Source organism: Pseudoduganella sp. S-14 (assembly GCF_049913285.1).
Classification (GTDB): Bacteria; Pseudomonadota; Gammaproteobacteria; order Burkholderiales; family Burkholderiaceae_D; genus Rugamonas.
Genome location: NZ_CP183991.1, coordinates 529,177 through 553,249, shown reverse-complemented (window position 1 = coordinate 553,249; position 24,073 = coordinate 529,177). Strand labels below are relative to the sequence as shown.

Annotated in this window: 19 protein-coding genes; 6 read left to right on the top strand and 13 right to left on the bottom strand. The window is 58.3% G+C overall.

Annotated elements, in window-relative coordinates; genetic code table 11:
- Nucleotides 1-93 precede the first annotated feature (93 nt).
- Nucleotides 94-1,536, bottom strand: coding sequence for a lipopolysaccharide biosynthesis protein (locus ACN9MZ_RS02595; protein ID WP_426340768.1), 1,443 nt, complete (start codon nucleotides 1,534-1,536; stop codon nucleotides 94-96).
- Between the two features lie 214 nt (nucleotides 1,537-1,750).
- Between ACN9MZ_RS02595 and ACN9MZ_RS02590 the strand changes: the two genes are divergently transcribed.
- Nucleotides 1,751-2,944: a hypothetical protein gene (locus tag ACN9MZ_RS02590; RefSeq protein WP_426340767.1), complete on the top strand. Its 1,194-nt coding sequence runs from the start codon at nucleotides 1,751-1,753 to the stop codon at nucleotides 2,942-2,944.
- Nucleotides 2,937-3,860, top strand: coding sequence for an AAC(3) family N-acetyltransferase (locus ACN9MZ_RS02585; RefSeq protein ID WP_426340766.1), 924 nt, complete (start codon nucleotides 2,937-2,939; stop codon nucleotides 3,858-3,860). The genes ACN9MZ_RS02590 and ACN9MZ_RS02585 overlap by 8 nt, the downstream gene beginning before the upstream one ends.
- Here ACN9MZ_RS02585 and ACN9MZ_RS02580 read toward each other — a convergent pair.
- The 9 genes from ACN9MZ_RS02580 to ACN9MZ_RS02540 all read right to left on the bottom strand — a co-directional run bounded on the left by ACN9MZ_RS02580 (nucleotide 3,857) and on the right by ACN9MZ_RS02540 (nucleotide 14,780).
- Entirely contained in the window at nucleotides 3,857-4,843 is a 987-nt protein-coding gene (locus ACN9MZ_RS02580; RefSeq protein WP_426340765.1) for an acyltransferase family protein, read from the bottom strand. The genes ACN9MZ_RS02585 and ACN9MZ_RS02580 overlap by 4 nt on opposite strands.
- Nucleotides 4,844-4,909: 66 nt before the next feature.
- Nucleotides 4,910-5,899, bottom strand: coding sequence for an acyltransferase family protein (locus ACN9MZ_RS02575; RefSeq protein WP_426340764.1), 990 nt, complete (start codon nucleotides 5,897-5,899; stop codon nucleotides 4,910-4,912).
- A gap of 60 nt (nucleotides 5,900-5,959) precedes the next feature.
- A complete protein-coding gene (locus ACN9MZ_RS02570) occupies nucleotides 5,960-6,514 on the bottom strand; it encodes a GNAT family N-acetyltransferase (protein ID WP_426340763.1) in 555 nt (184 codons plus the stop codon).
- A complete protein-coding gene (locus ACN9MZ_RS02565) occupies nucleotides 6,511-7,461 on the bottom strand; it encodes a GNAT family N-acetyltransferase (RefSeq protein ID WP_426340762.1) in 951 nt (316 codons plus the stop codon). Before ACN9MZ_RS02565 ends, ACN9MZ_RS02570 begins: the two co-directional genes overlap by 4 nt.
- Nucleotides 7,458-8,417, bottom strand: a complete 960-nt coding sequence (locus ACN9MZ_RS02560; RefSeq protein ID WP_426340761.1) for a polysaccharide deacetylase family protein — start codon at nucleotides 8,415-8,417, stop codon at nucleotides 7,458-7,460. Before ACN9MZ_RS02560 ends, ACN9MZ_RS02565 begins: the two co-directional genes overlap by 4 nt.
- A gap of 258 nt (nucleotides 8,418-8,675) precedes the next feature.
- A complete protein-coding gene (locus ACN9MZ_RS02555; protein ID WP_426340760.1) occupies nucleotides 8,676-8,942 on the bottom strand; it encodes a PAAR domain-containing protein in 267 nt (88 codons plus the stop codon).
- Between the two features lie 2 nt (nucleotides 8,943-8,944).
- A complete protein-coding gene (locus ACN9MZ_RS02550) occupies nucleotides 8,945-10,324 on the bottom strand; it encodes a T6SS immunity protein Tli4 family protein (protein ID WP_426340759.1) in 1,380 nt (459 codons plus the stop codon).
- The gene (locus ACN9MZ_RS02545) at nucleotides 10,317-12,011 is read right to left on the bottom strand and encodes an esterase/lipase family protein (protein ID WP_426340758.1); all 1,695 of its coding nucleotides are present in this window, start codon (nucleotides 12,009-12,011) and stop codon (nucleotides 10,317-10,319) included. The genes ACN9MZ_RS02550 and ACN9MZ_RS02545 overlap by 8 nt, the downstream gene beginning before the upstream one ends.
- A 15-nt stretch (nucleotides 12,012-12,026) precedes the next feature.
- Nucleotides 12,027-14,780: a type VI secretion system Vgr family protein gene (locus ACN9MZ_RS02540; protein WP_426340757.1), complete on the bottom strand. Its 2,754-nt coding sequence runs from the start codon at nucleotides 14,778-14,780 to the stop codon at nucleotides 12,027-12,029.
- Nucleotides 14,781-16,640: 1,860 nt separating this feature from the next.
- Between ACN9MZ_RS02540 and ACN9MZ_RS02535 the strand changes: the two genes are divergently transcribed.
- The 3 genes from ACN9MZ_RS02535 to ACN9MZ_RS02525 are packed head-to-tail and all read left to right on the top strand — an operon-like array spanning nucleotide 16,641 to nucleotide 19,033.
- On the top strand, nucleotides 16,641-17,225 hold the full coding sequence (locus ACN9MZ_RS02535; protein ID WP_426340756.1) for a PAAR domain-containing protein: 585 nt from the start codon (nucleotides 16,641-16,643) through the stop codon (nucleotides 17,223-17,225).
- Complete coding sequence (locus tag ACN9MZ_RS02530) at nucleotides 17,222-17,929, top strand: VRR-NUC domain-containing protein (RefSeq protein WP_426340755.1); 708 nt, start codon at nucleotides 17,222-17,224, stop codon at nucleotides 17,927-17,929. The genes ACN9MZ_RS02535 and ACN9MZ_RS02530 overlap by 4 nt, the downstream gene beginning before the upstream one ends.
- 9 nt (nucleotides 17,930-17,938) lie before the next feature.
- Nucleotides 17,939-19,033, top strand: a complete 1,095-nt coding sequence (locus ACN9MZ_RS02525) for a type VI immunity family protein (protein WP_426340754.1) — start codon at nucleotides 17,939-17,941, stop codon at nucleotides 19,031-19,033.
- A 467-nt stretch (nucleotides 19,034-19,500) separates the two neighbouring features.
- Here the strand turns inward: ACN9MZ_RS02525 and ACN9MZ_RS02520 are convergent, their stop codons facing one another.
- On the bottom strand, nucleotides 19,501-20,826 hold the full coding sequence (locus ACN9MZ_RS02520) for a type II toxin-antitoxin system HipA family toxin (protein ID WP_426340753.1): 1,326 nt from the start codon (nucleotides 20,824-20,826) through the stop codon (nucleotides 19,501-19,503).
- Nucleotides 20,826-21,206: a helix-turn-helix domain-containing protein gene (locus ACN9MZ_RS02515; protein WP_426340752.1), complete on the bottom strand. Its 381-nt coding sequence runs from the start codon at nucleotides 21,204-21,206 to the stop codon at nucleotides 20,826-20,828. Before ACN9MZ_RS02515 ends, ACN9MZ_RS02520 begins: the two co-directional genes overlap by 1 nt.
- Nucleotides 21,207-21,409: 203 nt before the next feature.
- Between ACN9MZ_RS02515 and ACN9MZ_RS02510 the strand changes: the two genes are divergently transcribed.
- Nucleotides 21,410-21,535, top strand: a complete 126-nt coding sequence (locus tag ACN9MZ_RS02510; protein ID WP_426340751.1) for a hypothetical protein — start codon at nucleotides 21,410-21,412, stop codon at nucleotides 21,533-21,535.
- A gap of 1,349 nt (nucleotides 21,536-22,884) precedes the next feature.
- On the opposite strand, the gene ACN9MZ_RS02505 is transcribed toward ACN9MZ_RS02510, so the two are convergent.
- A complete protein-coding gene (locus tag ACN9MZ_RS02505) occupies nucleotides 22,885-23,610 on the bottom strand; it encodes a hypothetical protein (RefSeq protein WP_426340750.1) in 726 nt (241 codons plus the stop codon).
- Nucleotides 23,611-24,073: the final 463 nt, after the last annotated feature.

Here is a 24,073-nt window from a genome sequence, read left to right as displayed (position 1 = left end):
TCATGCGGTCAAGTATAGGGAGATGATGCGCGGTGGAAACTCACCAAAAATTGCAATAGAGAAAATCAATGAACAGCTGTTGCGAATTTACAATCACGCCGGACTGCGCCGGCGCAGCACGCCGCGCACCTCGGCCACCATGCTGCGGTTGAAGAGCAGGCTGGCCAGGCCATAGGCCAGCATGCCGCCCAGTACTTCGGCCACCAGGGCCCAGGTGCGCGGCTGTGCTGCCAGCGGCGCACGCAACAGGGTGACGGCGCCGAACATCAGCGCGGCGCACAACAGCGCCGGTCCGGTGCGGCGCGCCACCGCTTCCGCCCCGACGCCGATGGCGGCCAGCATGCTGCGCATATTGATGAAGAGCACCATCGGATAGGCCAGCAGCCAGGCATAGGCCACGCCCTGGATGCCCCAGCGCGTACCGAGGTAAAACGCGGGCGGCATCACGATGCAGGACAACAGCACATTGCGGAAATTGATGCCCGGCTGGCCAAGCGCATCGGTGACGGTCGGCAGCATCTGAGCCAGGGTGCGGAAGGGCATGACCAGGCACAACACCTGCAGCGGCAGCACGGCGCCTTCCCAACCCTTGCCGAGCACCACGCTCACCAGTTCCGGCGCCACGCTGGCCATGCCCCACAGGATGGGGAAAGACAACAGGCTGATATAGCCCAGCAGCTGCAGCACGCCGACGCGGATGGCCGGCAAGTCGTGCTGGGTGCGCGACAGGATGGGGAACAGCACCTGGTTCAGGATCCCTGCCATGCGCTGCACCGGCAGCGACGCCAGGTGCATCGAGACCGAGTACCAGCCCAGCGCCTGGTCGCCCAGCACGCGGCCGACGATCGCCACGTCAGCTTGCATGAAGCTGTACCACAACAGACGGGTGGCGGTCAGGCTGCCGCCAAAGCCAAGCAGATTGCCCATCCCTGCCAGCGACCAGTCCGGCCGCGGCTGGCCGGGCGCGCACCAGTTCAGCGCCCCCATGCGCCAGGCCTGGGTGGCCAGCATGCCGGCCACCAGCGACCACACGCCCGCGCCAAACAGCGCCATGAACAGCGTCGCTTGCGAGCCGACCAGGGCGGCACTCAGTTCGACCAGCGACCGCTGCTTGTACTCCAGGCGGCGCTGCAAGCGCACATCGGGGATGATGGCCAGCGGCAGCAGCAGGAATTGCACGGACAGCACGTGCAGCAACGGCTGCAGCCGGGCTTCGCCGTAGAAAGCGGCCACCAGCGGGGCCAATGCATTGGCCAGCAGGAAGAGGCCGAGGTTGACCAGCCAGACCACGCCCATGGCTTGCCGCAAGTCCTGTTCGCTGACCTCCTTGCGCTGGATCAGGGCCGGCCCCAGGCCCACCTCGGCAAACATGCCAAGCAAGCCCAGCACGACGGTACACATGGCCAGCAAGCCGTAATCGGAGGGCGCCAGCAGGCGCATGACGAAGATTGTCACGCCCCAGGTAATCAGTTGCGAGCCCAGCTTGGCCCCTGCCACCCATTTCACGCCACGCGCCAGTTCAGTTTGTAATGTCATCGTAGTCGAGGCAATCGTGGCGAGGCAGGGAAAGGAATTGCAATCAGGATAGGGGAGCGAACCCGGTGCCGCAAGCGCGGTTGTCCAGTGCGGAATTGCTAAAACGTCCAGCATATTAGCTTAATGATATGATCGCGGCAATCGTGAAATTGACAGTCACCCCCTCGGCTGGCATGACCATGATGGTCAATTGACAACATTTAACGGAAATAAAATGCTCCAGCTCCTGCGCTCGATCAAGAATAAATTCACCCCCGAGGCGCCGCTGCCGCTGGGCGCCGTGGCCGAGCGCGAGGCCGACCGGCGCGGCTTGCCGGCCCATGATCCGGGCATCGAGGCGATCATCGCCGCCTGCACCGACTGGCTGGGCGCGGCCCAGGACCATTCAGCCTCCGCCGACGGCGGCGTGGCGCGCGACTTCAGCCTGGTCAAGGGCTGGGCCACCTCCTACCCGGAAACCACCGGTTACATCGTGCCGACCATGATCGAGATGGCGCGCCGCCAGGGCAGCGCCGAACTGCACCAGCGGGCGCGCCGCATGCTGGACTGGTTCGTCGCGATCCAGTTTCCGGAGGGCGGCTTCCAGGGTGGCCGCATCGATTCCAACCCGCGCGTGCCGGTCACCTTCAACACTGGCCAGATCCTGCTCGGGCTGGCGGCCGGCGCCAAGGAATACGGCGACGCCAAATACCTCGACGCCATGCATCGCGCCGCCTCCTGGCTGCGCGATTCACTCGATGAAGACGGCTGCTGGCGCAAGCATGCAACACCGTTCGCTAAGCCGGGCGAAAAGGCTTATGAAACCCATGTCGCCTGGGGCCTGTTCGAAGCCGAGCGCGTGGCCCCGGGCCACGGCTATGGCGAGGCCGGCCTGCGCCAGGTGGCCTGGGCGCTGGGCAAGCAGCAGCCCAACGGCTGGTTTGCCTCGAATTGCCTGAACGATCCGGTCCATCCCCTGAGCCACACCATCGGCTATGTACTGCGCGGGGTGCTGGAAGGCTACCTGCTGTCGCAACGCCCCGAGCTGCTGGAAGCTGCCGTGCGCACCGGCAGCGCCTTGCTCGAGGTCGTTGGCCCCGACGGATTCCTGCCGGGCCGCCTGGACAGGCAATGGCATCCTGCCGCTACCTGGGCCTGCCTGACCGGCTCGGTGCAGAATGCACACTGCCTGTTCCTGCTGTATCAGCTGACCGGCGAACAGCGCTACTTCGACACCGGCCGCCGCCTGACGCAGTACGTGCGCCGTACCATCAAGGTCGACGGCCCAAAGGAAACACGTGGCGCGGTGAAAGGCGCTTTCCCAGTCGACGGCGCCTACGGCGAATATGAATTCCTGAACTGGGCCGCCAAGTTCTGCATCGACGCCAACCTGTTGGAACAGGACTTGCTGAAAGCGCGCAATGCTTAAGCAGGCCAAGCGACTGGCCAAGGCCATGCTGGAAAAGCTGCGCCGGCGCAGCAGCGCCCGCGAAGTCAAGCAGAGCCAGCGCCACGTCAGCCGCGACGAACTGGTGGCAGGGCTGGCAAGGCTCGGCATTGCCAAGGGCGATGCCGTCTTTATCCACTCCTCGCTGAAAAGCCTGGGCTATGTGGAGGGAGGCGCCGCCACCGTGGTGCAGGCCCTGCAGGAAGCGGTCGGCCCGGACGGCACCCTGGTGCTGCCGACCTATTACATGCCGGGCGGCTCGATCCGCGGCACCTGCGACATGAAGGACTACGTCTTCGATGTGCGCAAGCACGGCACCAATATGGGCCGCCTGCCGGAAGCCTTCCTGGCCAGCGCCGGCATTGCGCGCAGCGTACACCCAACGCATTCGGTTTCCGCCTGGGGCCGCCACGCGGCCTACCTGACCGAAGCCCACCACCGGGCGCCCTCGGTGTTTGGCGAAGGCTCGCCGTGGCAGCGCTTTATCGGCCTCGATAGCGCCAAGGTGCTGGGTCTTGGCATTTCGATGGGTCCGGTCACCTTCTACCACGTGCTGGAAGATGCCATGGGCGACGCCTTCCCGGTGCCGGTATGGGGCGAGGAGACCTTCCGCCTGCCATGCATCGACCAGGCCGGCCAGCGCAGCGACGTGCCGTTGCGCCCCTTCGACCCCGAGCTGGCGCAACGCCGCATCGATCATCGCTCGCGCGAGGACTTGCGCCAGTATTTCATGGCCGAATTCAAGCGCGCCGGCCTGCTGCATGCCGGCCAGGTCGGCGAAGCGCCATCGTGGTGGATTCCTGCGCGCGGCTTCTTCGACCACCTGCAGCAGCTCGCCGGCGAGAACCTGACCATCTACTCCACCCCGGAACAACTGGCAGCGCGGCCGCTGGGCTAGGCTGCCGGGGCCGCCATCGCGGCGCCGGCCCGGCGCGCACTCCAGCGCGCGCCGAGCCTGATCATCGGCAGTTCGACCAGGTGATAGCCCAAGCCGGTGAACAGCACCAGCAAGGACAGGAAAAGGCTCCACTGCCAGAATGGATGGAGCGCATCGAGCGTGCGAAACGCCAGTCCCATCAGCGGCGGGTGGAACAGGTAGATGCCATAACTGTACTTGGCGATGGACTTGCTGGCACGGTTCAGGCGCGGTGCCGACATCTCACGCAGCCAGGGGATCGCCAGCCCCACCGCCAGGCACACCAGCCAGCGCCCGTAGTTGTTGGTGCGCGGCTCCGCATAGGCAACAAACGCCGCGCAAGCCAGCGCCAGCAACGGCGGCCACAGCCAGCCCGGCAAGCATTCCCTGCCCTGCATGCGCCAGGCCAGTACCCCCGCCAGGAAACAGGGCGCAAACTCGAACAGGCTGAGGCGCGCGGTCACCAGCGGCTGTAGCAGGGCCAGCGGAATCGACAACAGCCACAGCGCGACCAGCCAGCGCAGCGGCCGCCGCCGCAACAGCAGGAACAGGAACGGCAGCAGCAGGTACATCTGTACTTCCAGGCACAGCGTCCATAACACCACCGACATATAGCGCGCATACACGAGGTTCTGGACCAGCAGCAGGTTGGCCGCCAGCTCAAACGGCGTCCATTGCGCATCCATGAAGAAGTAAATTCCCAGCAGCAGGACGGCTGCCAAGGGATAGATGCGACAGGCGCGCTGCAGATAGAAGGCCCGCAACAGGGCCGCCCCTTCCAGTTGCTGGCGCTCCAGCGACTGCATGAGCACCAGGCTGGTGTGCACAAAGAACAGCATGACGCCCAGCTGGCCAAGGGCGAACGAAACAGGATTGGTGCGGATGGTGTAGCCGGCGATATGCGCCGTCAAGACCAGCAACACGGCAAGCGCACGCAGGAAATCAAGGTTCGGCTTGAGCATCATGGCTCCGGACGCGTGATGCAGGAACTTCAGTCTGCACCACGATCGGAGCCCGGGGTTTGCGCTAGGTCATGCGCCGGTAAGCTGGCGCGCGCCGAGCTCCTTGCGTTCGCGCCAGGCCGCGCCCAGCTTGATCATTGGATGTTCGATCAAATGGTAGCCAAGGTAAGGCAAGACCACCATCATTGCCCAGAACAGGCTCCACTGCGCCACCGGATGCCAGCCTGTCAGCGTATCGAAACACAGGGCCAGCATCGGATAGTGGAACAGGTAAATGCCATAGCTGTACTTGGCGATGGTCTTGCTCACGGCGTTCAGGACCGGCGTGCCCAGCTGGCGCACCCAAGGGATGGTCAAGCCCAGCGCCAGGCAGACCGCCCACCGCGAATAGTAATGCGTGCGGGTTTCGGCAAACAGGATGTAGGCCAGGCTGGCAAGGCCCAAGGCCAGCGGCCAGAGCCAGGCTGGCAGCCGTTCCCGGTCGCCCAGGCGCCACGCGATCACCCCGCCCAGGAAGCAAGGGACGTAGGACAACACATTAAAGCGCGGCGATACGATGGGCGGCAGCAGCCCCACCGGCAACGCAACCAGCCAGAATGCAAACAGCCATTTGATCGGCCGGTTGCGGAAGAAGACGAACAGGAAAGGCAGCATGAAATACATCTGGACTTCCAGCGGCAGCGACCACAGCGGGTCACTCATCAGCCGCGTGTACGTCAGGTTCTGCACCAGCGCCAGGTTGGTGAACAACTCGTAATACGTCCAGTGCTGGTCCATCAGGAAATAGACGCCGAGCACCAGGGTCATCGACAAGGGATAGATACGGCAGATGCGCTGGATATAGAAGCGCTTGAACAAGGCCGTGCCGCTTGCGTCCTGGCGCTCAAGCGATTGCATCAGCACCAGGCTGGTATGCACGAAAAAAATCATCACGCCCAACTGCCCCATCGCGTACGAGGCGGGCGTGGCATGACCGTATGCGGTGCGGAATACATGCGAGAACAGCACGAACAGCACTGCGACCGCACGTAGCAGGTCAAGGTTCGGTTTGTTCATCATGTCGCTGCACCCCGATGGTCGAGTTCGTATTCTTGCATGAAATTCACACGCTGGGCCAACTTAGGGGAAGCGCAGGCGCCACGGCCGAGTCCGCCGCAAGGGATTGAGTTCCACCACCAGGGCGCAGCGGGTCCAGCCGGCGGCGGCAAAGGCGCGCAAGGATGGGTGGTTGTTATGCCACACACGTGCAAACAGGCAGTCAAAACCTTGCGCCGCCATATCCGCACCCGAGGCCGCAATCAGCGCCGGCGCCACCTTGCGCCCGCGCATGGCGGGCGAGGTAATGATCTGGACCAGCTTGGCCTGCTTGTCCTGCAAGGGCCAGAAGCCGCGAGGACGGTAGCGTTCGCCATACCAATAGAAGCACAGGCCGACGATCTGGCCGCCATCGCGGCAGGCGTAGGCACGTGCGCCCTCGCCTGCGTAAAAGGCTTGTTCGCGCATGACCGGGTCGGGGGAAGCTTCGATCTCGGCACGCTGCACTGGGCCGACCACAAAATTCGCTGCTTGCGGCGGCATCGGCGCCGGCCCGGCGCTGGCCCTGCGTTGCAACACGCGGTAGATGGAATAATCGCCCAGCATGGCCCGCGCCAATTGCTTGAGCAGCGTTTTCATACGGCCGCAACCCGGCCAAAGCGCAGCATGCGCTTCAGGCGCGCTTTCAGCCCGAAGCGCTCTACCATGCGCCCCAGCCATCCCGACAGCAGGTTCATCGCGAAATGCGCGCGCAGCAGCAGGCTATTGGCCAAGCTGCGGCGCACCAGGAAGATATTGGCGCACAGGCGCTGCTCAGTCGCAAACAGGCGCTTGTGCTCGGTTTCGCCCTCGGTGAAGTCGAAGTAGCGGAACTTGCCTTCATTAAACAAATCTTCCAACGCCAACCATTGCAGCACGGTGCCGACGGACAGTTTCATGTACTCGGGGTCGTAACCCTGATAGGAGTAGCTCAGCACACCGTCGCTGGCCGGGCAAAACAGGTAGGACACGGCGCGCGCGCCATCGAACAGCAGGTAGGCGCGCGCCTGGTCATCGGCAGCCCAGGCGCGCGCCTGCTGGCGGAACGACTCGCTGGATGGCAGACCGGCATCGAGCAGACGCTCCTGGTAGGTGCGGCGCGACAGCGGCAAGGCCAGTTGCAGGAAGGCGTCGATTTCTTCCGGCGAACGGTAGCTCTTCCAGCGCAGCTCGCCGCCCGTCTGCTCGGCAAACTTGCGCACCTTGCGCACAATCGTGGCGCGGGTCTTGGAGGAGAACTTGGCCTGGTAGGCGGCAAAGCCCATCCCAAGGTCGATGAAGCAATGGCGGTAATGCTGCGGCACGTAGCACAGGTAGTCGCCGGCCTTGCGGAACGGCGGCGCCTGCTCGTCAAGCGGAACGCCGCGTTCAACGAAGCCTTGGCTACCGGGCAGCAACTCGTGCACGGGCGCGTGCAGCGCTTGTGCTTGGCGCAGCGGGGCGCCCAGTTTTTCCGGGCGCACCTGCAGTGGCAGCGCATAACTGGCCAGGGTCAGGTCGCTGAGCTGGAACCGGAACGGCACCGGGCGCAATTCCCAACGGCTCATCCATACCTCCGGCGGTAGGCCTGTTCCACCATGCGCATGCCAGTACGATGAAATGGCGAAGTCAGCGGGCCGTGCTGGATGCCTGCCACAGCCTGGTCGCGGCCGGCAAATCCGGCCGTGCGGAAGCTGTCACGGTGCTGCTGCAGGAATTGGCAAAGTCGTTGGAAGCGCTGCACTACCACCGGATCGCTGCGGGTCTTGGCCGTATTCAGCAATTCGAAGCCGTGCGACAGCAGCACGAATGCCTGCCGCTCCTGCTCCAGAGCTTGCCACAGCAAGCCTTCCAGCTCCGCCGACGAGCACGAAGTCAGTTGCGCATGGCGCAGGCCGCGGCCATCGCGGTACACCGTCATCGGATATTCCGTTACGCCATCGCAGTTGGCCGGGTCGGTCATCAGGATGCCCGGCATGACTCCGCTGTCCGGCCCCATCAAGGTCGCGTTGTAGCTGCTGTCAAATGGCAAGCCATTGGCCGCCAGCGCATGCAGGGTATCGCGGTTGAAGCCGAAGCTGCCGGCACGAAACGCATTCACGTTCGTGGCTCCAGCCTGCTCCAGCATGGCCTTGCCCTTGCGGATCAAGATGGCCTGTTCGTCGGGGGAGAAATAGCGCAAGTGCTGGCGTTTGCCGGCCACCGATGGCAGCAGCGGCTCGCGCGCCTCGTCGACCCATTCGGTATGCAGGTGCAACTGCACCTCATGTCCCGCCGCCTCGATCATGCCGGCGATTTCCGTCAGCGGCTGGAGGCCGAAGCGGGCGGCGAATAGCGGTTCGACGAAGAACACACCCTTCAGTCCATGGTCGGACAGCACTTTAAGCTGGTACGGCAAGCCGTAGTCGCCGCCTGCGGTGGGACCATGGATGTAGCGCCGGAAGGCGTCGGGAAAGCGGGCATCGATGTCTTGCCAGCCATCGCACCAGATCTCCACATCGACAGTAATCAAGACATCCAGCATGCGCGCGCCAGCTTCGGGTTAACAAAATTTACACAATATTAACGATTGACCAAGGGCGGCGCAACCCAAGCGTGTATCGTCCACGGGAAAATCTGCTGATTCGCCTTATTCCAGCGCCTGCTTTGCCATACCAGGAATATCTTCGGTTGGCCGCAGCCGTAAGGAAGTCAAAATTCTGTCCACAGGCCGAGCATTTGCTTGTCGGTCATGCTGATCGGCCGGGGCTCAAGGCTGTTAAACCACAGCTCCAAAATAGCCTCATTTCGTGCTGAAGCTTGATAGCGTGGATTGCAGAGCGGCACCGCAACTTGTCTTGTGGCCGTCATAGGCAACCGGAATTCCGTCAATGACATGATCGGAATTTCCTTCGATGATTACGCAGACACTGTGGCCCGGCATAGGGCAGATACATTGGTCGCCCACGCGGGCAACTGGAATGCCATCGACCGTGAACCAGGTCGCGCTTACGCTGACGACTTTTCCTCCATGTGAAGTGGGGTCGTTAAGGCGAATGACGTTAGGCATACTTAGGTATCGCTTGATGATTGGATGACGTCGTCGCCCGCCGATGACGGCGACGTACTGCTTGCATTTGAATCCTCATAACGCACAAGACGCCACACCGTACTAGTGCTATGTTGATCGCTGCGGCCCCTCAGACGCTCGACAAATGACAGATCGCGCTTGAGAATCGCAGGTGGCATAGTGTCCCCTGCCCGGAATAGTCGCGTGCTGCCGTGCACATCATTCTCAGGGCATTGCCAGTAACCAGTCTGCGGGCAAATTGCTCCGGTTCGTAGAAACTCTCCCAGCGGAAGAATGCTATCGGGATGCGCTTGAGTTGATGGCTTCCCGACTTCCGCAGCTTGTCCACCGTTAGTTGGACGGAGACGCAAAGACGAAAGGATGCTTTCCCAGAGTTCCAGCATTTGTTGATTTGTCAGACTTGCCGGTGATGGATCACGTCCGCCATCGTTGTTGGCTGACTGCAGATCAATGCGGACCTGTGGATGTAGCGCGTCGCGGCGCAATCCTGGCGCCTCCCAGGTAAACAGATGAGCTTGGTGTCCATCATCATTTGGGGCCTTCAATAGCCACTCTTGACCGGGCATCCCACCAACCTTACGGTCACCCTCCCGGAGGGTTGATATGCCACTCAGAGTTGCGCCCAGAACGCCCAGCGCGCTAAAGACGCTGGGCTTACGCGACAGCAGCAATTCGGGTGGGGTACCGGGATTGCGCTTGGTGGCAATATCGATGACGATATCAGGGCGACTCTTTAGGCGGAATCGTGCCTTTATGCTTTCATTCTTGCTGCTACCTTCGTCTGAGATCATCCCGTGCGCGATGCAGAATCCTGGAGTCGAGGGCACTTCATTTGATCGTGCACTCAGATGTGACAAGATATTACCTACGTGTGACGTGGCAATTTCCATTTTATCTGGGTCTGGCGTGGTGCGAACTAGATACCGCATACCGTCGATCCAACGATAACCATAGGTGTTAATCAATATGGTGGAGTTGTAATCGTCCCAAAAACTCAGGACTCGGCTGTCCCCATCAGCGACGTTTTTTTTCAAGAGCAGCGCGGAGCCGGATTTATGCTTGGTTGATTTTAGTTTCGCTTCGAAGCCGTCCAGTTCCTGCTGATACGCCTCGTAACTGATGGCCTTTACCTCGATTGTCGCGAAGCTATATTCATAGTTTCCTCCGATGTACTCGGCATCGGACGGAAGATCCACTTGGAATCGACCAAGGCAGTGCGTTGACATTTTCTCTTGCGCGACCGCGCTCATGGCGTGTTCCTTTAAAGTTGATTTGTCCTCAGCATTAGCTTGGGCGATAAGGGAAATGGCCAACAGCAAGCTGCCTCCCCCCTTGAAGATGATCTTTGTTGGACTATGCATCGCTCACCTCATTTAATATTCCAGACTCTAGAGTGAGCTTAACGATCGAATACAGTGTAAGTCCGGTCGTGAAGTCATTGCTATAGCTACCCTGGTGATCATAACTGGTGTGTCCTTTTTTCTTACCTTCGTGGCGAAATATCTGCTTCACGTATTCCTTTGGAGCTTGGCCTGAGAACTCTGGCACAGTTCCATCGCCTGGCAGGTCTTGACCAGCAATCTTTAGCTTGCAAATACTTTCGCCGAACTTTACTTTGATTTTCCCGTTCAGGTCATCCTCAACAATTTCACCGCGGGAGAAATCACCAGTGGGGGTACTTGCTACCCATCGGACTTCCCCCCAAGCTGGTTGCCCATGATCTGCGGCGTAGTAGGCATGACAATTGGCGTGATACTGGCTCTTGATTCCCGCGTGAAGATCGCGTGCTACTTGTAGAGCCGTCTCATACTTTGCAAATTCGAGATCGGAATTCAAAGGGCTTTCGCTATCGTCAGCAGGCGGAAAGGCCTGCTTTCTGTCGTCCGTTTTGCCAGGATCAATTAGCTCACTTTTAACCAACCGCCACCAGTCAGTCTTGTTTCGATAAATCGTGTCATATGGGTCGCCTTCGCCAAGAAACGACGTAACCTGATTCTCCTCCGTCTTCGCATCGGCGTAATGCGCGCGAAGCCAATGCTGCGCTCCTCCTGCAAGTTTGGCTTGGTATTCCGCGGTAGGTAACAGTTCCATCGGTCCCGGTGCCTGCGTCAGTACCGCTGTGGCTTCCGCCGCATTACGTCCCAATAGAACCTGCTCAACTCCTTCGAAGCCGGCACGCATACGTTTATAAGTGGCGGGAGCACCTATGGCAGGCATAACGCCGTGGAGCACACCCAGGACTTTGTCGCTCTTGCCCTGCAGTTGTGTACATGCACGTGCCACCAATCCCCCCATGGAATGGGTCACAAGAATCACTTTCTCACAGTCTTTTTGCAACGTGTTCTTGTAGAAGTCAGTAATGGCATCGATCTTGTCAACCAAACGTTTGACAGACACATTGTTAGACTGCAGCCAGTTATAACCGACGGCATGAACCGGGTAGGCCGCCTTAGCGAACCGTTTGAGGTCTTCTGGCGTCAGTTCCTCGAACGACTTCTCTGCACCGAATTGATGTGCTTTTTGCTGTTCCAACACAAGCTTGTGCCAAGCCTCGTCAGGGGCGCCATCGATCGTCAAAATGTCGTGTAAGCGTTCTTGCAAAGTGTTGAGAATGCGCCCATAGCTGTCTTGATGCAGTTCGCCCCAGCCAAAAAGGCGTGCAAGCTTTTCAGGGGGCAACTCTGGTGCCCCTTTGAGTTGCCGCTCAACTTTTCCAGTTAGTTTTATCGGGCCTGCTTCATCGACTTCGACCCGGTCGGGATGAAGAACTCCTTTCCTAGCGACCGCATCTTTTCCCAAATACTGGATTACTTGGACAAGTCCAGCCAACTTACCATTCGGTGGGCGCCACGCGCGCTCGTCGCTGTCTTTTACGCGCAAGTTCGTCCCCATAATCCCAGGGATGAAGACGATCGGGATAATCTTCTTTGGATAAAGTTTGATCAGCGCGCGCACAGGGAAACCCTCCGGCGACAGCACGGACTTGGCGCGCACGGTGGTACCGTCATATTGCGATGGGACTTCCCGAGTAGGTGTGTTGTCTGTCATTTCTCGATTTTCTCGTCAGGCATCAGCATCATCACGGATCTCTATGTCGGCGATGAGCATTTCTTGCTCTTTAGTGAGCTCGGTCTCGCCTTTGGCATTGGTTTTCCCGCTGATGACATTGCCGTTGTTCAGCTTGATGGTGTACGACGCGCCTTTGACCGGGGCATTGCTGCCGATATAGCGGACGATGAATTTCTCGTCCGACTGGACTTTGCTCTTTGGCAGATCCAATGCCTGCGGGCTGGCGTCTCCGGCTCCGCTATGTGCGAACGTCGCCGACTTGACTGTGTAAGCGCCACTGAGCTGGTGCGTGATCGCTCCACCGCCATAATTCGACTGCGCGCCCTGGCTCACGATGCGAATCTTCGGCGCCTGGATGACGATTTCGTCCGCGGCGGACAACACGATTCGCTTCGCCGAGGTAAGCTCGATGTCATCCTGGTGCGTCTGCATGTCGATCTTGCCTTCTGCGGCAACGAGCTTCATGCCCAGCTTGTGCGCGAACAGGCTCACAGTTTGCGCCGCGCGCATCAGCAGGCTGCGTCCCGCCGACACCTGCGTGTTGCCGACGCTGACGACATCAATGTGGGTCTGCGCGCCAATGGCGATATTGTCGGAGCTGCCCAGTATCGCACCGGCCGGTGCATTCACCGCGACGATCGGTTGCCCGCCGGCCGGGCTGCCCTTGCCGCCGTCGGTATTGCTGCCTTTTTCCCATTGCTTCAGATGGCCAATCAGCTGCGACAGGGGCTTGCCGTCGCCATCCTCCGCGTGATGCGTGCCCGCCAGTTCGGCCAATTGATTCTGTATGCTTTGCAATGCATCAGCCAGGCCGGTCAAGCCTTCGCGCTCCAATTGGCGACCGGCCGCCCGCAGTTGTGCATCGGCGCTGATGTAGACGCCCTGCGCACCCTTGATCGCTACTGCATGATCGCTGCGTAGCTCCGCGCCTTCGCCACGCGGGCTGCCTTTGCCGTCGAAGCGCGGGTCGGTCAGGTAGCCAAGATTCAACTCACTATGCCCATGTTCGCTCGCCAGTTGAGCGCTGATCTCACCGGGCGTATCGTCCACTCGCAGCTGGTTGTAGCGCGAACCCTGGACTTCCTTGCTTTTGATGCCTGACAGGTAGCGGTTGCCTGGCAGCCCTCCAGCATGGCTGAATGTTGGCGGCGGGGTGGTGCCGCCATGCACACGGCCAGTGATGATCGGCTTGTCCGGGTCACCGCCAAGGAAGGTGACGATGCATTCGTCTCCGGCACGCGGCAGCGAGATCGCACCCCACTGGCGGCTGGCCCAGGTACCGGCAATGCGCACCCACGCCGAGTCGCGATCACTGTCGGAAGCGCCAGCGCCATTGGGATGGTCTGCCGGGCGGCAGGCCGGGAAGCGGATCTTGACCCGGCCAAGGTCATCGCAATGGACTTCTTCGCCTGGCGGTCCGACCACAATCACGCTTTGCGCCTCGGTCCGTGGCAAGTCGATACGCGGATCGTAGACCGGCACGATGGCGATGCCGCGACGCACGCAACTGAAGTGGTTGGTGTAGCGCACACCGCGTTCTTCGCTGGCCTGCTCCAGTGCGGAACCCAGGCCGCCGCCGCACCAGCGATTCATGGCGAACAGGCGTCGCGCCTTGTCGTTCAACGGTTTAGGCAGGTTGTTCTCGGCATCGACGTGCAGTTCGGTGATCACGAACTCGCGTTCCTCGGGCGGACGGGCGTCGATTGCGGCATGCCCGGTCACTGCTATCCATTGGCCGATACATAGGTCGCGCACGCCGCTCTCGCCGCGGTAGCACTTCGATTCGTATTCGTGACGCAGCATCCTCAGTGTGCCGAGATTGCGATAGTCCGCACTGCTGTCGCCGGCGTGCGGTACATCGACCAGGTAGTCTTCCAGGCTCGCCGCCAGTTGGTTACCCCATTCGCCCTGGTCATTGCGGCCGTTTTCGTCGCTCCCCGACATCTGGGCGTTGGCATAGTCCCAGCTTTGGCGGCTAGTCTTGCCTGGGCGTAGGGTGCGCACGGCGTGCCAGGCTGTAATGCTGTCACGGGTTTCCGTGCCGTCGTCGCGGTGGTACCGGACCGTGCCGGCAGCGTTTTGCTGCAGCGCCGATACGTCGTCGAACAACACCAGCGTATGCGCCGGCACGCTGTCGTCCTTATTCTCGCTTGACTTGCCTGGCCGGATGAACCATGCGATGCCGCGCCGCTTCCACAACCGGCGCAAGAACTGTGCGTCCGATTCGTTGTACTGCATCGTGAATTCACGCTCGGGGTAGCTGCGCAGCTGGCCAAGCTCGAACTCAAAGGCGCGCGCGATCATCGGGGAACGCTGGCACCATTCGCTCAAGATGGTTTGCGTGATATCGATCTCGCTGGCGTTGCGAAAGATGCGGGTATTCGTGCGGAGTTCCATCACTGCCAGGGCGTCGCGGATGACCAGCTGGTATGTGGCCAGGCCGCCATCGCTTTGTCCTTCGATGGCTTCGGCGACGATTCCGCAAACGGAGCGCAGATCTCCTGTGTCGGTCACGAACTGCACTTCAGCCGGTACGGCAATGAACTGCTTGGTCGGCAGGCCAGCAGTCTTCGATACGCACAACAGCCGGTATTCGATGCCGCCACAGATGGTTTCTGTTCCACTGACATGCTTGGGCAGCAGAAGGTCGTCTTCCGCACCGGACAGGCGCAGGCGGATCGGACGATTGGCGCCTGCCCAGCTCCCGATTGGAAGCAAGCCTGCCAGCGATTCAGACAACCCATTCATTTTCATGATGCTCGGTCCTTGCAGTTTGCCTGCGCTAGCGGTGGCGAGCAGGCATACAAAAATAGCAATAGATTATAAATGGACTATTGTTGTGCCAATCTGCAACGTTCAATCGTGCGCACCAACTTTTAGACCGCTAGCTGCGATTGCGAGAGCAAGTGAAAGGACGCAAAACTTTGCCAAACGGCGAAGTGATGGGTAAGGAAATACGGGGAAATGTGGCGCGGCTGGCGGGGATCGAACCCACGACCCTCGGCTTCGGAGGCCCTTTTCAGGGTTTGGGAAAAGTAGCTTGTTTTACCGTAACTCTTTGAATCATCATCATATTCCATATCGGCAGTGTTGAGCAAGATGAGGCAGGGTTGGGAAGAAAATCAGGAGAAATTTTCCCCAAACTTTTCCCCACAGGACCCAGCGCATTCGCGAAAAGATTACCTTCTAATATAGCTCCCAACTGACGCCATTTAAGTCGTTATACCGAATTATCCGCGACTGGCGTAACGTGCCAAATTCAAGCGTGGAAGCTCGGGCCGAAACCTTACCCACACTGTTCGTGTCCGAGTCGGATACGGCCTGGTTGCTCATCAGGTGCAATATGGAGCTTCACGACCAAATAATCGAGCGTGCCCCACGCGGGCACGGCGGCTAGAGGCCCTGGGCTCTGCAGCACTCCGGTTTGACGCTCGTGTCCGACTCGGACACGACGTTTCAAGCAATCGATGTCAGCCGAACACTTACTAGGTCTAGTAGGCCTGTTTCGATTCAAAATCGATTACTCCCCGCAATGTCAGCTAGACGACGGTGTCTCGTGTTCACGCCTAGCATCACCTGAACTCTTAAACGGCACGACGGTCGCCTGAGCGACCGTCGCGTGCGGGATTCTCTTAGCCACTCCAGGTGGGACCGTGGCATGAAATCTGCCAAGGTGGCACTACGTTTTGCGCACCCGCTCAATACGTAGCCTTTAAAGTTGTTGAAAACAAAAGAACAGCCGCATCGAGATGTCAACCGCATTTAGGTCGGGGAGCTCCGTCTGGTCGAGAGGCGGAATGGCGGGAACAATGGCTGCGTTCGAGCCCGTCCTTCTCAAAATTGCTTTCACAGAGCGAAATGCTCTGCAAGCGAAAGCATCAGACTTCGCATTGAATTCGCAGGTTTTCAGACATCTCCGCCACGAATCCCACACTTTTCAGACATCGCTACCCGCGTTACGGCCGACAATCAGCCCCTTGTCAGTCGTAGCGCCGGCCGGATAAAAACTGGCGGGCCAGGGAGCCGATTTAGCTGCCGCTCGCTATGCGATACCAACCAATGATTACCACTCCGCCGCACTGTTAGCCGCAGTACTGTCTTTTACGGCCATTCGTAACTCCAGTTCGAGTATCGAGCACCAGCTAAGTAGCTGCTTGAAGCTGATTTCCTCGGGGTGCTTCTCCAAGTGTGAGATGCGATTTTGGCTAAGCCCGACACGAATCCCTACAGCAGTTTGGGTTAGCTTGAGCCGCTTACGTTCCGATACAAGCAGTTGACCGAGCTGTGGAGCGGTAATCAGTGTAGGCGTGAAAGACATTCCGGGCATCCGTTATGCAGATAAAGCGATTTTATCTGAATAGCGGATAATGACAAAATAGCTGTATTTCAGATAAAGGCGGAATACTCGACCTTCAGATAATTCGCTTGCCTAAGAGCGCAAACCGCCGAAACACGACGCGCGTCCCCGAGGGATTCACTGACTTCGACTGAAATTCCTGACTTGCAGGCAATAAACCCACATCACTCTTCCAATCGTGCGGGAGTACAGATGTAGTCGAATTTATAATTATCTTTTGACAATTATTCTGGCTACGCGTTGGAGGAGGCATGACCCAGCCCATCATCGTATTCGGCGACAAAACCACCCATGGTGGAACCGTAATAGGTAGTTCCATGGTTTCGGACACACATGGAAAAGGCTGGGCGCGAGTTGGCGATATGGTCTCTTGCCCGCGCTGTAAGGGCGTATTTCCTATCACCCAGGGGGACCAGAGTCTAATCGACGAGGGAAAAGCCGTGGCCTACCATGGCTGCAAGACTGCTTGCGGAGCCACGCTCATTTCAGGCCAGGTCGTGACAACTACAAGTCCTTCTGCAGGCGCGGCGCCAAAGGCTGACGTTGCTGTCACCACGTCGAGTGTGCCAAGAGGCTTCGGCCTAATCGGCCCGACGCTCCTGGGCGCTTACCAAGACGAAGCCATCACCGACAGCGATAACCCCAAGTTCCGCGGCAGGTTCCAAGTCGTCGATGCGACGACAGGCGAACCTATTCGCAACCAGGCAGTGCGATTGCGCTCCACTAGCGGCCAGTACGTCACCGGAAGCACAGATGCTGACGGCTACACGCAATGGGTTGAGCGTGACGTACAGGAATCGTTGGCATTTGATTTGATTCAGGATTCGGCTACATGACATCACCTTCTCAACCGCCCCTCGCAACTGGACCTACCAGCCCCCAAGGTGCAACGACCGTTGTAAAGCTCAACTCCCCTCAGCTCGATGCCGCCGATAAGAAGGTGCTCTGCAGCGCAGTCTGCCATTGCAAGAACACGCCTGGAATCGGCAAGGACGGGCGGTCTCTGAAGCAGGTTTGCGTTTCAAATCAGCTGAAAGGACTCGATGAAACACTGCGACACCGAAGCCCGTACAAGCCAGAGATTAACTACGACATGACAAAGAGTCCGCCGGAACCCTTCATGGACAAGGAGGTCGAAACCAAAAGCCGCGACCTCTGGCCTGGCTGGACGAAAACGCTATGGCCCAAAGACCCGACTCGACCGGTACCCTACAAACCAGGCAAAGGGTACGTTCGGCGCCCGGATGTGGTCATCGTTAATGACTCGACCAAGCCGCCAACACAGGACAACATCAAGAAGGTCGTCGAGGTAAAATTTCCTCCAGACGAATATGGCAGTCAGCAGCGTGAAGCGTATGTCGCCATCGCGGGCGACGAAAAGAAGTTGGTGACGTTAACTCCGGATGACTGCGACTGCGACAAGTCAGAGCCAGATGGCCCCAAAGTTCCCGTTGAAGATGCGGGCACGGTCGGTGCAATCCTAGCCTTGCTTTACATGATTATGACTAAACGACCGCCTCCGCGTGGATTGGCCTACTAAGAATCGAATATGAGCGAATTGCCTTTTGACCCTATTCAGTTGATGCGCGAGCATCCCGAAAAGCTTGAATTCCCAGGCGGCCTTCTTACAAAGAAAGGAGCGCAATCCTATGTCGGAAGCGTGCCGGCCATTGCAGGTACGCTGTTCTTTGCCGATGCTCATCTTCCAGCAGTCCGGGAGGCCATCTGCGAATGCTTTGATGAATTCAAAGACATCGCCGGGAAGCATTTGACCTGGCTATTTCGCGAAGACCCTCCTGAAGGACGCAGTGCGAGCAAGCTTGCCTATGAAAGCGTGAAGCCGATGCGGACCATGATGGCTGCGTTGGAGCAAGACGATGCCGTTAGCTTCCACTACACAAGCGGCAAGCAGGTAAATGATACCGGTCCATGGGAGTTTCAGGCATTCGGTCTTCAAGAGTGGTGCGCAAAGGCCGGCGACCGGGGTTTGAGCGGGTTACGCTTCAGCTTTCCTTTGCTATTCGTGGAAGACAACCCAACAGCATTTCAGGCGATGTTCGTAAGCTTTGCAAAGCGCGTGCGTGCAATCCACGGTTACGGTGGGTATAGCCTGAATCTGTCTGCCATAAAATATGATGATAACCAGGCATTTGAAACGGTCATCGCCTCCAAGATGCTTGGGTTCGACGCCGGCATTCTCGTAAGCGGGGCGGTAAAGGCTCACACCGGCATCAAAACCGTATCGTGGCTCACCGCAGTCAACTACCAGCTTCTCGAAAAGGTAGGTGGCATGAATAAGCTTCGTTCAGAGTTGCCGATGGACTGGTTTGCGACTTACGACTATGGTGATGGCGTAGTTATTCAAAGCGGTCCGAAGCCTGAAGCTGCTCCAGTCGATGAGACTGGTGTGAAACCAGCTCTGCTTGTACTTCCAAACATGCTGTTCAAGCCGATACGAGCTCCGCAGTATCGGCTTCATTTCGCATCGGCCGGAAGCGAATTTCGGCTCATCGGCCTGGCTGCAGAAGAATGGCTTCAGCGATTAGACATCGATGAAAGTGGACTGCTCGACTACAAAGCGAAGTTATTGAAAGAGCCGAAGTTGACGAAAGAATCGGTACTGTCACCTCCGCAGGTTAGATAGGTGTAATAACCCAGACGTGACCTGGCAGCGATTGTCAGAAGGGTTTGAATCTTCCTCAAAGTACTGCGATGTGACCGGCCCCCTCGATGGCGCTTTGCGATTTTTGGCTGCGGTAGTCTGATGACAGATGTCGCGGCGCACAGACAATGTCACTGCTGAAAAACTGTCCATTACTCTGCTGACAAAGCAGCGTTTGGGCAACTAGAGCAAGGAATGCGTGCTGCGCTTCTTTATTGTGTTAGTTCAACTCTCGTCGAATCAGTCTTCAGACGGCCTTCGTCCGAATTCCGCACGGACATGCCGACAACGTCTCCAGCGAAGGACTGGCGGTGTTGAGGCAGCCAAAACGCGAGAATTTGCATTCCTTCGTTACGCCGGTCCATGAAGAATAAGCTGAGACAGGCACAGCCCTGCATCGAGAGTTTGCCATGCCGGCGACGCCTGACCGGACGGACCGATTGGCCGGCTTATCGTTTCAGAAAGGACGCTACCGTATCCCAGTTGTCGTTCTCAAAAGCGGGCGCGACCTTGTCGATTTCATCATCACCCATCCCCACGGCCGGGGACCGGGCAAGTCGTTTCCAGTCATTCAGGGCAGCCATCATCCGGGTCAGGATTGCATGAGCGTCAGCATCGGACACGCCAAAGTATGCCGCCGCATCCAGCGCATCCTGGATATCTCCGGTTTCACCGGTCGCTTCGGTTACGGCGGTCTTCAGGATGGGTTCCTTGTCGGGAAACGGATTCACGTCAAACAGCGGGGCAAGCCGCCATTGGCCTCCGCCGCTGTGCAGGAAACCGTGGTTGTGCATGTGGTCATCCACGTTGGTGATGAGCATGCTGAAGCAGATGCGCGCCCAAAGCTCCTGCTTGTCTTCGAGCGGTCTCGGAGAGAACCGGTCAATGGCCTCCGCAATCTGCGTGTATGCGCCATCCTCCCTGGAATCCAGCTGCAGCAACGAGGCCGCAGACAGGTAAGGGATGCGACCGCCAGCCCGGGGTCGGTCAAACCGCACGATAAGCGCGACAGCCTGGTTGCCAGACATGATGACTTCTGCCTCGGATGCATTCAGGCCCGCCTCTTTCGCGAGCAATAGCGCCAGCACTTCACCGCGTGCCACGTCGCGCGTATCACTCACGCTCGGAAATTTGGCGATGGCCATGGTGCCGTCGGGCTTCAGGGCCGTTGCTTTGGGTCGCATACCACCGAGCGAGGTGCCGCGCCCTTTCAGATACGCGAGGTCCATCGCCGTTTCCTTGCCGGATTCGACCGCTTTCGACGCTTGAATCAAGGTCTGCAGCGGAACCTCATGAGTTCCTTCAGGCAAGTTGTCGTCATGGGGCACATCGAGGAAGGGGCTGTCGGCATTGTCCCTAAAGCGCAGTGCGCCGATGCGGCTGGAATCCAGTACTCCCAGCAAATAGTCCAGGTCTGACAGCTGTGCGGAGCCGGCGTCTCGGCCGGCGTCTTTTTCAGCTTTGCGCCGTTTAGCATGGGCGCGGTTAATGACCCGGCGTCCCCAGCCATCAGGCTCGGTATCGGCAATGGCACCCGCAAAGGTAGAAGTCTCCTTGCTTCCCGTGCGGTATTGAAAGTCGGTGCTCAGGGGGAGGTCGGGAGACAGTGCGAAGCAATTTGGATTACTGAGCCAGGCGGGGGAGTACCGGAACGCCGAGACCTCTTTTTGCCCCTGTCTGGAAAATTGCAGTTCGCCCACTTCCAGTCCCGTATCGCCCAGATAGACGAGCAGCGTCCGCGTTGTGCTGGTTTTTGCTATTTTTTTCGTTGCCATTACAGGGCTCCACTGTCCGGGTTGGTTTTGCGTACCCGGATGCGTTTGGCCACCGCCTTGTTCATGAGCGCCAGGCCGAGCGCATCATTGGTGGTGTTCAGGGCCTTGTTGAGCTCGGGGAGGAGGTTCAGGATGTTCAGGACCCGAACCACAGCGCCCCAAGACACTCCTGGGTCGCCGTGTTCCAGTCGGTAGAGCGTCTTTGTTGAGATGCCCGCCCGCTCCGCCATGGACGACGTAGAAATCCCCCGGCGTCGCCGGGCCAGCGCAAGGTCATCTCCGGCAGCAACCAGCGCACGCTCGACCGGTAAGGGCATCGGACTCTCGGTGAGGTGGCCAGAAGGTTTGGGTGTCGCCGCTGTTTTTAGTTTATCAGCCATATCTGAACCCTTAACCAATTAAAGCGTCATATTCGACCACTATAGCGCGTTCCTAACGCGAACACCAGCGCGTCATGGAAAACAGTCAGATACGGGTCAATACTTTATTTAAGAGGTCATATGTGACTCTTTGCTCGCTCTTCTGACCGCATTATCTAGTCAGGTGGGTAACGGCCGAGCGGCTCTCCGAGAAGGACATTCGGATGACGCTGCTGGAGCACTTCAGCAGGCCTGCCGTCGAGAATGATGAGGGCCAGACAGGACTCGTCAAACTCTACGAGTCGGGTTTCGAGCGCGAGGTCTTCGGCATGCTGGTCCAGCGCGGGTAACTATGAATGTCAAAAACTCGGTGAGCTCATGCGCATCGCTGCACCTGAAATCTTGCCCGACACCTCGTTGGTTCGCGCCGTGTCCTAGTAGGACACGGTAATTAGCCTCTGGCGGTGCACCGACCAGGCGACGCGCGCCCATCGACCGGATAGCGACTATGCGGCAGAAACGTGTCCGACTCGGACACGACGGCATCGCTGTATCTGAAATCTTGGCTTATTTTCTTAACTGGCTGACCGATTCGACATCCCTTCCTACCAGTGCTTGCTTAAACAAAGCTTCCTGCCGTTGAGATAAAACATGTATTGAACGAATCGACATTCAGCAATCATTAATGACTTCCATGCTTCACGGAATCACGTGCGGGACTCGGACACGGCACCGGCTTGCGCTCCGGTACGGTCCTGGTTGCGCACTCAATATAGATGTTGACAAACAAGTTGTCATGTAGCAATATCGAAGATGTAGATATTGGCTCCGCCCCCTGCGAAGCCTCCCTGATTTGTGTGTGCCAAGTGGCACTAACCCGCTGCGCTGTAGCAGCATTCGCGCCGTTGCGCGCGAAGAATCTAGGAATATCTACAATGCTATTCGATAGCTTCACCGACTTTGTTTTGCTCTCCAAGAAGCGACGTGCGAACCTCCCCGCTTTACTAGACGAATTCGAAACCGACCTAAACCATTACGCTGGAAAGGAATGGGGCCACAACCCCAAAATATTCCCGTTGCTTAGGAAGGCCGCACGCGGATATGCCGCTGGCAAACTGAGTAGACAGGCTCTGGAGGCCGTGTCCGACCGTACAATTCTCTGCTACCTCGGTGACGAGGGTTCGGAGGAGGAGCTTATTAAGGATTTGAGCGGCTACCTCCGAGCCAAGCCGAGCATTGACTTGTGCGCCTTAGTTGCTGAAATAGTTACGCGCAAAAGAGCAGCCGCAAAGGAAGCCAAAAAGCAACAAGACCGGCGTCAGGATACGCAGCATTTAAGTCGTAAATCTATTCCAGCGAAACGGTCAACGAGAACAGCTACGACGCCCACGGGCGTGGTTCTACGACTTGTGAACTGACCACATTTCACTGCCCTCCGTGCTCAGCGGAGGGGCTTGCACATGTATATGGGCGTTTCGAGAGAGACACTCCGCCGCCTGGAACATGGCGGCCACACAATCGCCATTGGTACGTATCTCCGGGCCTTGCGGGTATTGGGGTTAGACCGAGATATTGACGAGGTCGCAAAAGTCGATGAGCTTGGCAGGAAGCTATAAGACATCGCTCTTCTATCGAAAAAGTAAACTTGCAATTCTGACCAGATGCGGAGATTAGCCGCGCGATGAAGTCCGCCAGGACATTAGTCGTCGTCTACAAGGCCCGTTTGGTGGCGCGTCATCTCCGCAAATCGGCCGGCGGCTATCAGGCTTCTGATTTGCTCCGGCGTGCGTGGTGGCGTGATTTCCAATTGGGACGTGCAAAAAACCGGCAATTGATTCTTGGGGGCGACATCATGCGTAATCGGTTCAACTGTGGAGTCAGAGTTAGTTTTAATCTCCTCGTTTTCCAGGTATTTGCTACGTTCGCTCAGATTGAATGAGAACGTAGGGTGGCGAATGCTTGGACTCACGGTATTTGGTGCGCTCGTGAGTTCCACACCTGACCTCGAATCCCTGCTCAAGTTCAAATAGTGTAGGGCAAGTTCATGATTCTCGATGTTAGATATGTTCACATAAGGTACTCCTATGCGACCCAGTTCTCTCATTAATGCATTCAAGAAGCCATACCGCTGAAACTCTGCATGAAGCTTAATGCTTTCAATCGCAGGACAGCTACGACACATAGTAAAAATTTCGTCCCTTGATGGAATGTGCCCGACCAATGGCTTGAGCGATTTTGGCAAGCATCCCATTGCCGGCATGCGTATGTAGAGCTCGATAATCACGTATGCCAATTCTTTCGGCACGCCACCGGATAGGACGTTAAAAGCTCTGTGCGGGTAATTCGAGGCAGAAAAACGCTCCGCGCAAATTTTCGCAACCGAGCCGACAAACTGTCGCTTTGCATCATCGCTTTCGAATTTCATATCGCCGTATCACTCTCTATTCGGAGAAGGTGTCCTGCTAGTAGGACACTTTTTTGATTATCGCAATTGTTCCTGCAGTCCAGCTCCCACAACCGGTGTTTAGCTCACACATCGCTCGTACGCCAGGGTCGGAAATTGTTGGCATTGCAAAGGTGCACTGCAGGACAAGCCCTGTGACGTTGCCTAGGTCACGGCGGCGTGGTCAAACTGCCCATTTGGCGTAGTAGCGCCAGCGCGCTTCTTTCAATCTCTTCTTTGTAAATCCATAGCCGCTCCTGCATAGGATGAGGTGACCGTCCAATGCTAGTGGAGAGTTCGCAAGCCCTGCTCCGCTGTTCGCCACGTCTTGGCGAGAGCGTGTTCGAGTCGGACACGACGGCGGACACGGAACTTCGACGCCAGCGTCGCAATTGTTCTCCAGCGGCCGCCGCCCCGGGATATGACTTCAACCGTAACTTCCAGC